Source organism: Micromonospora sp. DT68 (assembly GCF_049847245.1).
Classification (GTDB): Bacteria; Actinomycetota; Actinomycetes; order Mycobacteriales; family Micromonosporaceae; genus Micromonospora; species Micromonospora profundi.
Genome location: NZ_JBNCNZ010000018.1, coordinates 106,869 through 121,494, shown reverse-complemented (window position 1 = coordinate 121,494; position 14,626 = coordinate 106,869). Strand labels below are relative to the sequence as shown.

The window sequence follows — 14,626 nt, the reverse complement described above, 5'->3', positions numbered from 1 at the left end:
CCGCCTACCCGGACGCCTACGCCCAGTGGGAGCAGCAGGCCGCCGACCTCGTCGCCCAGCACTGGAACAGCTGACCCCACCCGCATGACGCACTGACTGATGGCCGGCACCCCCCAACACGAGGGGTGCCGGCCATCGGCATACGTGAACCGAGAGCGCAGCGCCAGAATCCGAGCGCTGAGCGTGCCTGCCTCCGAAGCTGAGGCCGTACCCCGAAGGGGCCGACCTCACCGCGGTCAGAAGAGGACGGTGGCGAGCGTGCCGATGGGTTGGAAGCCGCAGCGCTCGTAGACCCGGCGGGCCGGCAGGTTGAAGTCGTTGACGTACAGGCTGACTGTCGGGGCGACCCGCAGCAGCGCGTCGCGGACGACGGCGGCCATGGCGGCGGCGGCGATGCCCCGGCCGCGCCACTCCGGTGCCACCCAGACGCCCTGGACTTGGGCGGTCCGCTTGGTCACGACTGCCAGTTCGGCCTTGAACACGACAGTGCCGTCGACGAACCGGGCGTAAGCGCGGCCGGAGCGGACCAGGTCGTTGACCCTGCGGCGGTAGCTGCGGCCGGCGTCGTCGGCAAGTGGCGAGACTCCGACCTCCTCGGTGTACATGGCCACGGCTGCCGGAAAGAGTTTGTCGACCTCGCCGGAGCGGACCTGGCGTACCTCTGGGTCGGCGGGGATGGTCGGCAGCGTCTCGGTGGCCAACAGCGGCTGGTTGGGGCGCACGTCGCGGGCGGGGCCCCACGTGCCGGACAGGCGGTCCCAGAGACCGAGGACGGCGTCGGCGCGCCCGACGATGGATGAGCAGAGCCGTTCCTCGCCGGCGAGCAGGTCGGCGAAGGCCGCCACGGCGGCGTCGTTGGCGAGCACGGGGGTGAGGTTGCCGCCGAGCCAGCAGAGTGATTCGAGGTTGCGTCGCGCGCCGTACCCCAGAATTCTGCCCTCGGCCCGCCACCAGGACAGCCCGCGCGCGGATATCCGCTCGGCGACCTGCGCGCCCGCGAACGGGTCGCGGTCGAGCAGGCGTTCGACCGCGCGGCGTTCCGATTCTCCCAGTTGCCGTACCGGCACCGTCAGCACGACCACCAGCCTGCCAGATCAACCTGCCACCTCGCCGGCCGAGTGGCGAGGCCGAGCAGGAGACGGTCACCAGCCGGGCGGGTCGGACCCTCAGACGGCCACCGTCTCGCCCGAAGGGACGGTCGTGCGGGTGCGTGCGGCCCACCGGACAACCGGGGGTACCAGGGCGCCGAGGAGGAGGAACAGCCCACCGAGCGCAACCCATCCCGGCACGCCCCAACCGAGGGCGAGGCTGGTCACCACGACCGGCGCGAGCATCTTTCCCAGTTCGTAGCCCATGCCGTACGTGCCCTGGTACTGCCCCTGCGCGTCGGCCGGAGCGAGACCGAAGGAGATGCCCCAGCCGGCGGCGGAGTGCCACAGCTCGCCGGTGCCGTGCACCAGCGACCCGCAGCAGAGCAGTCCGATGGCGCCGGCCGCGGGTAGGGCGCCGCTGGCGGCGAAGAGCAGGCAGGCCAGCGCGATGGCCACGCCGGCTCGGCGGGAGGAGCGGGCGGCGCCGAGCAGAGTGTCGGCGCCGCGTGCGGCGCGCACCTGAAGGAGCACCACAAGCGCCGTGTTGACAAGCGTCAACACGGAGATCATCCACAGGGATGCGCGTGTGTGCCCGGCGATCCAGAGCGGCAGCGCGATGGTGAGCAGGCTGAAGTGCATGGACATCAGTCCGTCGAGCAGGGTGAATACGAGGAACGGGCGGTCCCGCAGGGCGATCAGACGGGGCCCGTGTGTCGGTGCGGCGACGGGGGCGACGGTGGGCAGCCGGAGGAGGACGGCCGCCGCGACCAGCGATGCCGCCGCCGCCGTGAGGATCAGTGCGACGTATCCGGTGTGGGTGTCGCTGGCGATGGCGAAGCCGCCGAGGACGGCACCGACGGAGATGCCGACGTTTGTGGTGGCCCGCAGGTACGCGCGGGTCTGGACCCGCTGGTCGGCGGGGACCGTGCCGGCGATCAGCGCGCCGCGGGCACCGCGCTCGACCGCGTCGGCGAGTGCCGTGGCGGCACCCACCACCAGGAATGCGGGAAACGACCGAACGGCGATCAGGCCCGTGGTGAGAGTGCCGGCGGCGACAAGTGCCCCGACCTGCATGCCCCGTGGCCCGACCCGATCGGCCAGGTAGCCGCTCGGGGCGCTGGCCAGGACGCCGACAAGCGCCGAGATGGTCAGTCCGATACCCACCTGGGTGGGCGAGAGCCCGACGGAGCGGGTGAGGAAGAGCGCGCTGGAGACCAGCCAGAGGCCCCGCCCGATCGTCTTGACCAGGGTGCCCAGGGTGAGCGTCCGGGCCGGACCGGACGGTGGAAGCAGCCGCATGCCGATACCGTAACAAGACGTACGTACGGTTTGCAGCCCCGTTCTTGTCGGCGATGAACGCGCTACGTCAGGTGATGATGAACGGCACCGACGACCAGCGTGAGCGGGCCGCACAGGTGGGCCGGCATGCAGAAAGAGCGGCCGCTCCCGTGGGGGAACGGCCGCTCTTTCCCAAATGGAAAGTCAGTGCACGGTGACGGTCGGGCCGGTGACCAGGCCGCGCAACTCCTCGGGAAGCTCGGCGCCCATCTCGTCGGCGATGCGCAGCGCCTCCTCGATCAGGGTCTCCACGATCTGCGCCTCGGGCACCGTCTTGACGACCTGCCCCTTGACGAAGATCTGGCCCTTGCCGTTGCCGGAGGCGACGCCGAGGTCGGCCTCGCGGGCCTCGCCGGGGCCGTTGACGACACAGCCCATGACGGCGACCCGCAGCGGCACGGGCAGCCCCTCCAGGCCGGCGGTGACCTCCTCGGCCAGCTTGTAGACGTCCACCTGGGCGCGCCCGCAGGACGGGCAGGAGACGATCTCCAGGCCGCGCTCGCGCAGACCCAGCGACTCAAGGATCTGGTTGCCGACCTTGATCTCCTCCACCGGCGGGGCGGACAGCGACACCCGGATGGTGTCGCCGATCCCCTCGGCCAGCAGCGCGCCGAAGGCGACAGCCGACTTGATGGTGCCCTGGAACGCCGGGCCGGCCTCGGTGACACCAAGGTGCAGCGGGTAGTCGCACTGCTCGGCCAACTGCCGGTACGCGCGGATCATCACGACCGGGTCGTTGTGCTTGACCGAGATCTTGATGTCGCGGAAGCCGTGCTCCTCGAACAGCGAGCACTCCCACAGCGCCGACTCGACGAGCGCCTCGGCGGTGGCCTTGCCGTACTTGGCCAGCAGCCGCTTGTCCAGTGAGCCGGCGTTGACGCCGATCCGGATCGGCACCCCCGCCGCCCTCGCGGCACGGGCGATCTCCTTGACCTTGTCGTCGAACTGGCGGATGTTGCCCGGGTTGACCCGGACGGCCGCGCAGCCGGCGTCGATGGCGGCGAAGACGTACTTCGGCTGGAAGTGAATGTCGGCGATCACCGGGATCTGCGACTTCTTGGCGATCGCGGGCAGCGCCTCGACGTCGTCCTGCGAGGGCACCGCCACCCGGACGATCTGGCAGCCGGACGCCGTCAGCTCGGCGATCTGCTGGAGGGTCGCGTTGACGTCGGAGGTGAGGGTGGTGGTCATCGACTGCACGGAAACCGGCGCGCCGCCGCCGACGGGGACCGGACCGACCATGATCTGACGGCTGGCCCGGCGAGGAGCGAGCGGCGGGGGCGGTACGGCGGGCATACCGAGACTGATTGCTGTCACTTCAGGCACTCACCTTGAGAAGAGCGTGATCGGGTTGACGACATCCGCGGCGATTGTCAGCAGCGTGAACGCGCCACCGATGAGGATCACCGCGTACGTGAAGGGCATCAGTTTCAGGTAGTCGACCCGACCGGGGTCGGCCCGGCCGATCCGAGCGTAGACCCAGGAGCGGGCACGCTCGAACCAGGCGACGGCGATGTGGCCGCCGTCCACAGGCAGCAGCGGCAGCAGGTTGAACACGCCGATGAAGAAGTTCAGCGACACGAAGAGCATGAAGAAGACCAGCCAGGCGTTGTTCTCCACGGCCTCGCCCCCGAGCCGGCTGGCGCCGACCACGCTGATCGGGGTGTCGATGTCCCGCTCGCCGCCGGTGAGGGCGGTCCACAGGGCGGGGACCTTCTGCGGCAGGCGTTGCAGGGCCTGGGCGGTGCCGACGGCCAACTGGCCGGTGAAGTCGGCGGTGGCTCCGAAGGCGCCGACCGGCCCGTACGTCACGCGGGTGGGGGTGCTGGGAACGAGGCCGACGCCGAGCGCGGCCACCGGCCCGGCGGCACCGGTCGGGTTGTCCAGCGGTGGACGCTGGGTCTGCGCGAGCACGGTGCTGGTGTTGCCCTGCTGCCCGTCACGCACGTACTGGATCTGCGCGGTGTCACCAGGCTTGAGGCTGCGCAGCGTGGTGAGCATGTCCCCGTAGTTGTTGATCGGGGTGCCGTTGATCGAGGTGATCCGGTCGCCGTCGCGCAGTTGCGCCTGAGCTGCCGGGCTTGCGGCGTCGGCCGGGGTGCACGCCCGCACCGCGTTCTCCGGCACCACGCAGTCGCTGAGCTGGATGACAGCGGGCTCCTGGCGGGCCTGCGCGTCGGTGGTCGGGAAGTCCGGGTTGGGCAGGCCGGCGGAGACCGCGAGGATCCAGATGGTGATCAGGGCGAGCGCGAAGTGTGTGACCGACCCGGCGGCCATGACGATGGTCCGCTTCCAGACGGGGTAGCGCCACATCACCCGCGACTCGTCGCCGGGCTCGACGTCGTCGTCCTGCGGGGTCATTCCGACGATCTTGCAGAAGCCGCCGAGTGGGATGCCCTTGAGGCCGTACTCGGTTTCACCCCGCTTGAACGACCAGATGGTGGGGCCGAAGCCGACGAAGTACTTGGTGACCTTCATCCCGAATGCCTTGGCGGTGAGCAGGTGCCCCGCCTCGTGCAGACTCACCGAGATGAGGATGGCCAGGGCGAAGAGAACCACCCCGAGCAGGTACGACATCAAGCTCCTTCCACCGAACCCGCGATGATCTCCTGCGCGTGCGCGCGTGCCCACGACTCGGCGGCGAGCACGTCCTCGACGGTACCTGGTTCGGCGAAGTCAGGAGCGTCCTCCAACACGCGCTCGAGGGTGTCGACGATGCCGAGGAAGGGCAGTCGGCCGGCCACGAAGGCCGCAACGCACTCCTCGTTCGCCGCGTTGTAGATCGCCGGACGGCAGCGCCCGGTCTCCCCCGCGGCCTTCGCGAGGGCGACGGCCGGAAACGCCGCGTCGTCCAGCGGCGCGAACTCCCAGGTGTGCGCGGTCGTCCAGTCGACAGCGGCGGCTGCCTCGGGCACCCGGTCCGGCCAGCCGATGCCCAACGCGATGGGCAGCCGCATGTCCGGTGGGCTGGCCTGGGCGATCGTCGAGCCGTCGACGAACTCGACCATCGAGTGGATCACCGACTGGGGGTGCACCATCACTGTGATGTCGGCGTACGGCACGTCGAACAGCTCGTGCGCCTCGATCACTTCAAGGGCCTTGTTGACCATGGTGGCGGAGTTGATCGTGACGACCGGGCCCATGTTCCAGGTCGGGTGCGCGAGAGCCTGCTCGGGTGTGACCTGCGTCAACTCGTCGCGGCCCCGACCCCGGAACGGGCCGCCGCTGGCCGTGACGATCAACCGGCGTACCTCGCCGCGCGTCCCCGACCGCAGGCACTGGGCCAGCGCCGAATGCTCCGAGTCGACTGGCACGATCTGCCCCGGCCGCGTCACAGCGGCCTTGACCAGCGGGCCGCCGGCCACGAGTGACTCCTTGTTGGCCAGGGCGAGAGTACGGCCGCAGCGCAGCGCGGCAAGCGTAGGAGCGAGGCCCAGCGAGCCGACCACACCGTTGAGCACGATGTCGCACGGCCACTGCGCCAACTCGGTCATCGCATCCGGGCCGGCCACGATCTTGGGAAGCTTGAAGTCGCCGGTGGCCCAGCCGCGCCGGCTCGCCTCGGCATAGAACGCGAGCTGGAGGTCCTGCGCGGCGGACGCCTTCGCCACCCCTACCGCATCGACACCCAACTCCAGTGCCTGGGCGGCGAGCAGTTCGACGTTGCCGCCGCCCGCACCCACCGCGACCACCCGGAACCGGTCCGGGTTGCGCCGAACGATGTCGATGGCCTGCGTGCCGATCGAACCGGTTGACCCGAGCAGGACAAGGTCGCGGGGGGAAGTCACGGGACCATTCTTCCCCACCCCCGCTGCGCGCCCGCTGGGAGCCTCAACCCCTGCCCGCCCGACGTCCCCACCTCGTCATGATCGGCTCGCCGGCACGGAAATCGCGGTATCCCCACCCTTCGGACACCCCGATTTCCATGAACCCGTGTCGATCAAGCCGTGCCGTCGGCAGAGTCGGTGGCCGCCGTCTCCGGCGGTGCCTCCTCACCGAGCAGGTCGGCGGGGTCGATGGAAAACTCAAACGGTTCCCGCATGACGAATCGCGTGCCGGCAGCAGCGGCGGCGACCGGCCGGTACTCCCCCTCGGTCAACTCGTACAGCGCCAGGGTCGGAACCCGATTGCGCAGGTCGACACGGAGGAAGAAAGGCACGCCGACTGCGGCGTACTCGCGCGGCCGATCGATGATGTCCTTGCGTCGGTTCCCGGGAGAGACGATCTCACCCAACAGCACGGCATGCCTGATATCCATCGTCGTTCGGCCGCCGCCCGGCACGTCCAGAATGACGATGTCGGGGATGAAAAGATCCTCACCCGAGACGACGTTCGTCTCCAGGTAGAGCCACAGCTTGGCGCGGCGGGCTGCCTGCTTGAGGTGATACGCGAGATCCAGCTCCGCGTCCTGATGGTCGTACCCGGCATGTGGTGTCACGATCACGCTTCCGCCCAGGACCTCAACCTTGGGGCCGTTGGTCTCCGGCAACAGGTCGAGGGCGAGCTGCGCGGTCCACGGCTCGTCGTGCCACCGCAACACGTCGAACGACGGCTCGGCGTGCTCCGGCGCCGGCTGCGGCTGCGGCTGCGGCTGCGGCTGCGGCTGCGGCTCGAACGCTGCCTGGGCCATCCGGACTCACCCCCTCAGCGGACCATCCTCCTCGGCTCAGCCTAGCGACCGCAGCCCGCGAAACGCGCCATCGCACACCTGGTCCGTCCGAAGCAGTCGCGCGGCGCGGCGGACCTCGGCGAGAACAGCCGGCGCCCGCGAGACGAGCCCGACGCCCACAGCCGGCGCCGGCAGCGACGATCAACTCGGGTTCGTGGAAATCGGGGTGTCCGCAGCGCGCGGACACCCCGATTTCCATGAAGGCGTGTGGATCAGGGAGTGATGACGAACTGCGAGCCCGGCTGGACGACGATGTTGCCGTCGGCCGAGTTCGTGATTGTCACGTTCGTCAGGTTGGCGTTGCCGCGCGCGCCGCTCATCGCGAGGATGCCGGCGCCGTTGTTGGACCTGTCGATCCGTACGTTGGTGATGGCGACGTTCGGCATGTTGCCGCCGCCGTTCTTGAACTGGATGCCGTCGTACGTCGAATCGACGATGTCGGTGTCGCGGATCGTGACCCCGACGATGTCCCTGGTGGAGGGGAAGAGGGTGATGGCGCCGAACTCCTGGTCCTCATTCCAGAAGGCGCCGCCGGTGCGGTAGAGCCCGTTGTTGGCGATGAGCGTCGTGCCGGAGAAGGGCAGCGGGTCGTGGTCGGTCGCCAGCATGATGCCCGGGTAGTTGGCGGTGTCGTAGATCAGGTTGTTCTCGATCGAGTTGTCGTAGCCGCCGTAGATGGCGATGCCGTTGGCCCGCCAGGGCAACTGGATGGTGTTGTTGACGAAGTGGTTGTCGTGGGCGATGTCGACGTTGCGGTCCTTGACGTACGGGTTGGCCCAGATCGCGAGGGCGTCGTCGCCGGTGGTACGGAATGACGAGTTGAAGACCCGGGAGTTGCGCGTGCCGTTGCTGAAGTTGATGCCGTCGGCGTAGGTGTTGCGGATCCGCATGCCGGTGAACTGCAACCCGTCGGCCGGCCCCCACAGGTCGGGGATGTTGTCGTAGTCGCGGCCCACCCAGACACCCACGTTGGCGTGCTCGATCCAGACGTTGCTGATCCGGGTGCCGGTGCCGAAGCGACCGTTGAGTCCGACGCCGCCCTCGGCGTTGCCCTCACCGCCCCGGATCCGCCCGGAGCCGAAGATGGCGATGTCGGAGATCTGGGTGTTCTTGTCGATGTCGAAGCCGAAGTTCCCCTCGTGCGGGTGGTTGATGCCACCCGCGTTCTGTGGCTCGGTGAGCGTGTAGAGCTGCGAGTGCCACATGCCGGCGCCCCGGATGGTGACGTTGCTGATGCCTACCTGGTTGTGCGTACCCCGGTTCAGCGGGTCGTCGGTGAGGATCTTCTGCTCCTGCCGCCACTGCCCGGCGGGGATCCAGACGCAGTTGATGACGCCGTTCTGGTCGTCGGTCACCGCACGCTGGATGGCCGCGGTGTCGTCGAGCCCGTCGTTGGGTACGGCGCCGTACGAGGTGATCGAGGTGCACTCGGCGGGCTGGCTCGCCGCCGGTGCCACCTGCTCCAGGTCGATCATGTCGATGACGTAGAACGAGGCGGTGTCGCCCGAGTCGCGCTGCAACTTGAACCGGGTGCCGGCCGGGTACGACTGCGCCAGCAGCGCGTTGGACTCGTCGAACAACCGTCGGGCGTCGGCCTGCGGGGTGTTCGTCAACGACTCCGGCTGGTCGGTGTTGCCGTAGAGCCAACTGTGCCGCGACGACAGGGTGAGCTTGCGGGAGAAGACGTCGTTGACGTAGAGGCTGATCGTCGCCTCGATGCCGCCGCCACCGGGCGCGTCCGGGATGGAGTTACGCACCACTATGGAGTTGGCCTGGTTGGTGGAGGTGAACTCGACGAACTGGCCGGTGCTGTTCAGGCGTACCGACTTGCGGCCCGAGGACTCGGTGGCGAAGTTGGTGTGCCCGAAGGTGCGCAGCGGGTCGGTCTCCAACAGCGTGCCCTGGTAGCGGGCGGACTCGGCCTCGTAGGAGACGTACGGGACGGCGGCCCCGCGCCCGACCACTATCGACTGGCTGAGGGCGTTGTTCGTCTCGTTGGTCTCGGTGACCACGTTCGTGGCGTCGGCGGTTGCGGTGATGGTGGCGCCGCCGCTGGTGGCGGTCCAACTGCCGGTGACGGCCACGGCGACGGTCGCGCCGGCCGCGATCGGGGCTGTGGTGGTGTTCAGCGTGGTGCCGCCCACCACCAGCCGGGTCACAGTTGTCGCGCCGGTCGCGGCGGTGCCGCGGTTGCGGACCCCCACGGTGAAGGTGACGGACGCCCCGACGGCCGGGTTCGACGGGTTGGAGGCGATGCTGAGGACCTGGAGGTCCGGGCCGAGGGCCTGCCCGACCACGAGCGGCGACGCCGCCGTGAAGCTGTTGTTGCCGTTGTTCTGCTCGACGATCGTGTTCGCCGGGTCGACCACCGCCGCGACGGCGTAGCTGCCCATCGACCGGGTCCCGGCGTTGAACGACACTGTGGTCGAGGCGCCCGCGCCAAGGGCGCCAACGGTGGCGCTGCCGACGACCCCGCCGGCAAGGCTGAAGTTCACAGTGGTCGCCCCGGCGGCGGCGGATCCGATGTTCTGCACGACGGCCGAGAGCGTGACCGGGCTGACCTCGCTCGGCGACGTGGGCGACCAGGTCACCGAGCTGACGACCAGGTCCGGGTTGGGCGCCGGGGTGCCGCACACCTCCAGTTCGGCCACCTGGCCGGACGGGGCGCCGGTGTTGCCGGTGAACCGCAACTGCACGTCCGCGGTGGTCGCGCTGACCGGGATGGCCACCGTGTTGGATCCCTGGACGAACTGGTAACCCGCCGCCGACACCAGACTGGTGTACGCCGACGAGGCCTGGTCCCGGCCGAGAACCTGGATGGTCTGGGTACGGGTGCCCCACGCCGGGTCCGGGTTGAGCTTGACTGTGACACGGGAGATGGAGTGGTTCGCGCCCAACGCCACTGTCAGGTTCTGCGGATAGCTGGCCGCGCCCTCCCAGTAGGTCGTGAGTTGTCCGTCGTTCGCCTTCTCGGGGGTGAAGGTGAAGGTGGAGCCGGTCGCCGTCATGCTCTTGCCCTGGGCCACGTTGGTGCAGGCGGGAGGTTGGGTGCCGGTCCGGGTGACGGTGTTGCTGTTGCCGGACAGGTTGCCGGCGCCGTCGCGGGCGCGCACGTGGTAGGACACCGTCGCCGTCGAGGGTTGGGTGTCCTGGTAGGTGAGGACGGTGCCCAGCGTCGCGATCAGGCTGCCGTCGCGGTAGACGTTGTAGCCGGCGAGCCCACTGCCACCGGAGTCGGTCGAGGCACCCCAGTTGAGGGTGACAGTGTTGCCTGACGTGCTCTGCGACAGAGTGCCCGGGACGCTCGGCGCGGTGGTGTCACCGCCGGTGCCGCCGTACACCTCAAGCTCGGAGAGCTGCCCTGCCGGCCAGCCGCTGTTGGCGGTGATGGTGATCCGCACGAAGCGGGCGGCGGCCGGGTTGACGTTGATCGTGACCGTGCTGCCGCTGGCCGGATTGAATGTGTACGTCTGCGACCCGACCATGTCGCTGAACGACGACCCGTTGGCGCTGCCCTGCACGCTCAACGTCTGCGTCCGGGTAGCCCAACCGGAGGTCGGCAGCTTCAGGACGACCTGGTTGACGGTCTGCGACGAGCCGAGATCGACCTGCACCCACTGGGGAAAGGAGTTGTTGACGCTCTCCCAGTAACTGCCCGGGTTGCCGTCGACGACCCTCGACGAGTCGTAGACGTCGGCGTGGCCGCTCTCCTGGGTGGGGCGGCCTTGGGCGAGGTTTGTGGCCGCCGGGGCGAAGCCGGCGCTCGACGCGGCTGTCGTGTCGGCCGGGCGTGAGGCGCCTGCCGGGTTCGCGACCACCGTCGACCCGGCCGTCGCGATCATCATGGCCGCGACTTGCGCCGCCACCATCCTGAACAGATTCGTTCGTCTCATCACTGTCCTGTCGTTGGGGGACGGTGCCGCGGCGGCTCGACACGGCGTGGGCGTGATTCGGCGCGTGACCGACCGACGCGGGCCGCCGCGCCAGCCGCGGGGGGAGTAACCCCGCCCTCGCCCGGTCGATCATGGAGTTGTGGTGCCCGTTATGAAAACGGAAGCGGCGTTTGTCACCCACCACAACTCCATGATCGACGGGGTGGGGTGGGTGGAAGGGTGGGGAAGGGCGCGGCGGGGCCCGGGCGCGGCTCTGGAAGTTGCGGCCTTATGCGAGGAATCAGGCACGTCTTTGTCGAGATTTTGCATAAGGTTGAGCAGATGTTACTGACGTGCTACGGGAGCGTCAATGCTTCGACTGCCGTGACTATTGACAGCTACCCATCTGCTCGGTGCCCGGACGACAGGAAGGCCCCCTGTCGACAAGCGTCGACAGGGGGCCTTCGCCCAGCGGGTGGTTGATCAGCCGGCCGGGGCGCTCAGCACGAACGTCTCCAACTCCTCGCCGCCGTACCAGTCGGTGCGCCGGCCCACATGCGCCATGCCGAGCCGTCGGCACACCGCCATCGACGGCTCGTTGCCCGGCGAAACGACCGCGTAGATCTCCCGCGTACCGGTGGCGAACTCCCGCGCCAGGACCGCGCGGGCCGCCTCGGTGGCATACCCGTGGCCCTGTGAATCCGGGTGCAGGTGCCAGCCCATCTCGATGTCGTCGGTACGCACCACCTCGTCCTGCCCTGGCAGCGGCTTGAGCAGTATCGTGCCCGCCACCACACCGGTGTCGCGTACCTCGATCGCCCAGGTGCCATACCGGCCGCCGTCGTCCGCGTGCCGGTCCTGCCAGATCTTCAGCCGGTCGGCAGCCTGCGCCGGGTCGGTCATCGGCAGCCCCGGCGAAACCCCCAACCAGCGGGTGATCTCGGGACGGGAGTAGATGTCGTAGATGCGGGCGAGGTCGGCCGGGGCGGCGGTCCAGTCGCGCAGGATCAGGCGTTCGGTGGTGGCAACCGTCATGGCAGGCGATCTTAATGAGTGACGCACTCCCCGCCAGGGAAAGAGATTGCGATGGGCAGCGGATGGCAGCGGGCGAAGCGGATCACCAGTGCCGCGTTCCGTCCCGTACGTGGACGGGACCTGTCGCTGCACGCCGCCGCGATCACCTTCTACGGGGCGATAGCCGTGGTGCCTGTGGCGTTGCTCGCCATCTGGCTCACCTCTCTTGTCGCCGGGGCCGATCGGGTACGCCGGCTCACCTCGTACGCCGTGGAGGCCCTGCCCACCGCGATCGGCGCGCCCCGGGCTGTGGAGGCGCTCGTCACCGCCGGGGTGGAGTTGACACCGCTCCTGGCGTTGGCGTCGCTGCTGCCCGCGTCGCTGTACGGCGAGGGCCTGCGCCGGGCGTTCATCTCGGTGGCGGCGCCCCGCACCGACGAGCACCTGGTCGGCTGGCGGGGCCGCCTGCTGCTGCTTCCACTGCTCGCGCCGGCCCCCGCGCTGCTGCTGTCGATCCTGCTGGCGCTGCCGCTCACCACCCGCCTGGTCCGGCAGGGCGGCTGGGCCGGCGCGCTGGGTGTGGTGCTGTCGTTCCTGGCGGTCTGGCTGGTGCTCACACCTGTGCTGATGTGGGTGTTCCGGGTGGTCGGGCCGGCCTCACCGGACTGGCTCTCCACGCTCGGAATCGGCTCGTTCACGGCGGCCAACCTGTCCGGCTTCATGCACGGCTTCGTGCTCTTCGCCTCGCTTCCCCTGGACCTTGGCGTGCCGTTCGGCGGCTTCGACGAGATCGGTGCCGGTGTCGCCGTTCTCCTCTGGCTCTACCTGTTCCACGTGATCGTGCTGGCTGGCTACTCCGCCACCCTGGCCCTCTCGCACTGGCGGGCCAAGCGCGCAGGGTGATCACGCCGCAGCCTGGCAGGTGGCCTGCCACGGGCGCGACCAGCAGCGGAAGGGCTCACCGAACGGATGGCTGGCGACTAGGCTGGCGCGGCATGAGCAGCGAACTTCCCGCACGCGCCGACGTCGTGATCGTCGGCGCCGGGCACAACGGCCTGGCCTCCGCCATCCTGTTGGCCCGCGCCGGCCTGGACGTCCTCGTGCTGGAGGCGGCCGACGTGATCGGCGGTGCGGCCCGCACCGAGAACCCGTTCCCGAAGGTCCCGGGCCTACGCCACTCCACAGGCTCGTACCTGCTCGGGCTGATGCCACCGGAACTGCTCGCCACCCTCGACGTGCGCATCCCGGTCATGCGACGCGACCCGCACTACTTCCTGCCCACACCGGGCGGCCTCGGCTCGCCGTACCTGCTGGCCGGCAGCGACACCGCCGCCAACCGGGCGCAGCTCGTCGAGTTCTTCTCCCCCGCCGACGTGGCCGCCGACGACGCCATGCAGGACGAGTTGGCCGCGCTGCGCGCTGACCTCGCCCCGGCGTGGCTGACCGAGCCGCTGAGCGCCGAGGAGACCGCCGAGCGGCACGTCCGCCCGGCACTGCGGCAGGTCTTCGTCGACCTGGTCCGGGGCTCGGTCGCGGACTACCTGGCCCGGTTCGAGTTCCGCTCCGAACTGCTGATCAGCATGTACGCCGTCACCGACGGCCTCTCCGGCCTCAACGCCGGCCCGGACGACCCCGGCACCGGCCACAACTTCCTTGTGCACAACATGTGCAGGCTCCCCAGCTCCGGCGGCACCTGGATGATCGTCGAAGGCGGAATGGGCACCGTCTCCGCGACGTTCGCCGGGGCCGCGCGCGCCGCCGGGGCGACGATCCTGACGGGTACGCCGGTGAGCGCCGTGACACTGGACGGTGGCGCGGTGAGCGGTGTCGTACTGGCCGACGGCCGGCAGGTCACCGCCGGCGTGGTGCTCGGCGCGTGTGACCCGTACCGGCTGATGGACCTGGTGCCCGACGGCGCGCTGCCGGCGGCGCTCGGCGAGCGGATGGCGGCGGTCCGCCGGCCCGGCACCACGTTGAAGCTCAACCTGGCGCTGACCGGACTGCCGCGGTTCGCCTGCCTGCCTGCGGACGCGCCGAGCCCGTTCGGCTCGACCATCCACCTGCTGCCCGGCTCGGCGTCGCTTGTCGGTGGGGACACCACCTCACCGATGACCGCGCTGCGCGCCATGTGGGCGGACGTGCAGGCCGGACGGCTTCCGGCGGAGCCCACTATCGAGTGGTACCTGCACACGACAGTCGACCCGTCGCTCTCCGACGCCGCCGGCCACCACTCGTCGGCGCTGTTCGTGCAGTCGGTGCCCTACGAGCTGGCCGGCACCACGTGGGACGCGGAACTGCCCGGCTACACCGACCGGCTCATCGAGATCGTCGAGCGGTACGCGCCCGGCACCGGTGACCTGATCGCCGACGCGGTGCCACTGGCGCCGCCCGGCATCGAAGCGCACTTCGGCATCACCGGCGGGCACATCCACCACGTCGACAACACCGTCTCGTTCACCGACCGGATGCCCTACGCCACAGGCGTCGACGGCCTGTACGCCGGCAGCGCCGGCTGCCACCCGGCCGGCAGCGTGATCGGCGCCGCCGGCCACAACGCAGCCCGCCGAATCCTGAAAGACCTAAACCGCTAACCCCCCGCCCTGGCCCTGGCCCTGGCCCTGGCCCTGGCCCCGGCCCCGGCC

The 14,626-nt window shown here is 69.8% G+C and carries 10 protein-coding genes; 2 read left to right on the top strand and 8 right to left on the bottom strand.

The window, feature by feature from the left end; translation table 11 throughout:
* Nucleotides 1-236: 236 nt before the first annotated feature.
* The 8 genes from ACPXB1_RS26180 to ACPXB1_RS26145 all read right to left on the bottom strand — a co-directional run bounded on the left by ACPXB1_RS26180 (nt 237) and on the right by ACPXB1_RS26145 (nt 12,005).
* Nucleotides 237-1,076, bottom strand: coding sequence for a GNAT family N-acetyltransferase (locus ACPXB1_RS26180; protein ID WP_355593771.1), 840 nt, complete (start codon nt 1,074-1,076; stop codon nt 237-239).
* Between the two features lie 90 nt (nt 1,077-1,166).
* Nucleotides 1,167-2,390 carry an MFS transporter gene (locus tag ACPXB1_RS26175; protein ID WP_355593769.1) on the bottom strand — a complete coding sequence of 408 codons (1,224 nt, stop codon included), beginning with the start codon at nt 2,388-2,390 and terminating at the stop codon, nt 1,167-1,169.
* Nucleotides 2,391-2,573: 183 nt separating this feature from the next.
* Complete coding sequence (gene ispG, locus ACPXB1_RS26170) at nt 2,574-3,746, bottom strand: flavodoxin-dependent (E)-4-hydroxy-3-methylbut-2-enyl-diphosphate synthase (protein WP_355593767.1); 1,173 nt, start codon at nt 3,744-3,746, stop codon at nt 2,574-2,576.
* Between the two features lie 9 nt (nt 3,747-3,755).
* The gene (locus ACPXB1_RS26165) at nt 3,756-5,006 is read right to left on the bottom strand and encodes a M50 family metallopeptidase (protein ID WP_355593765.1); all 1,251 of its coding nucleotides are present in this window, start codon (nt 5,004-5,006) and stop codon (nt 3,756-3,758) included.
* Nucleotides 5,006-6,217 (bottom strand): 1-deoxy-D-xylulose-5-phosphate reductoisomerase, encoded by a 1,212-nt coding sequence (gene dxr / locus ACPXB1_RS26160; protein WP_355593763.1) that lies wholly within the window; start codon nt 6,215-6,217, stop codon nt 5,006-5,008. Before dxr ends, ACPXB1_RS26165 begins: the two co-directional genes overlap by 1 nt.
* Before the next feature lie 152 nt (nt 6,218-6,369).
* Nucleotides 6,370-7,059: a Uma2 family endonuclease gene (locus ACPXB1_RS26155; protein WP_425735910.1), complete on the bottom strand. Its 690-nt coding sequence runs from the start codon at nt 7,057-7,059 to the stop codon at nt 6,370-6,372.
* 251 nt (nt 7,060-7,310) lie between these two features.
* Complete coding sequence (locus tag ACPXB1_RS26150) at nt 7,311-10,967, bottom strand: CARDB domain-containing protein (RefSeq protein WP_425735909.1); 3,657 nt, start codon at nt 10,965-10,967, stop codon at nt 7,311-7,313.
* 486 nt (nt 10,968-11,453) lie between these two features.
* A complete protein-coding gene (locus ACPXB1_RS26145) occupies nt 11,454-12,005 on the bottom strand; it encodes a GNAT family N-acetyltransferase (protein ID WP_355593757.1) in 552 nt (183 codons plus the stop codon).
* A 51-nt stretch (nt 12,006-12,056) separates the two neighbouring features.
* Between ACPXB1_RS26145 and ACPXB1_RS26140 the strand changes: the two genes are divergently transcribed.
* Both ACPXB1_RS26140 and ACPXB1_RS26135 read left to right on the top strand, forming a co-directional pair.
* Nucleotides 12,057-12,887, top strand: a complete 831-nt coding sequence (locus ACPXB1_RS26140; RefSeq protein WP_355593755.1) for a YhjD/YihY/BrkB family envelope integrity protein — start codon at nt 12,057-12,059, stop codon at nt 12,885-12,887.
* Between the two features lie 92 nt (nt 12,888-12,979).
* A complete protein-coding gene (locus ACPXB1_RS26135; protein ID WP_355593753.1) occupies nt 12,980-14,575 on the top strand; it encodes a phytoene desaturase family protein in 1,596 nt (531 codons plus the stop codon).
* Nucleotides 14,576-14,626 lie beyond the last annotated feature (51 nt).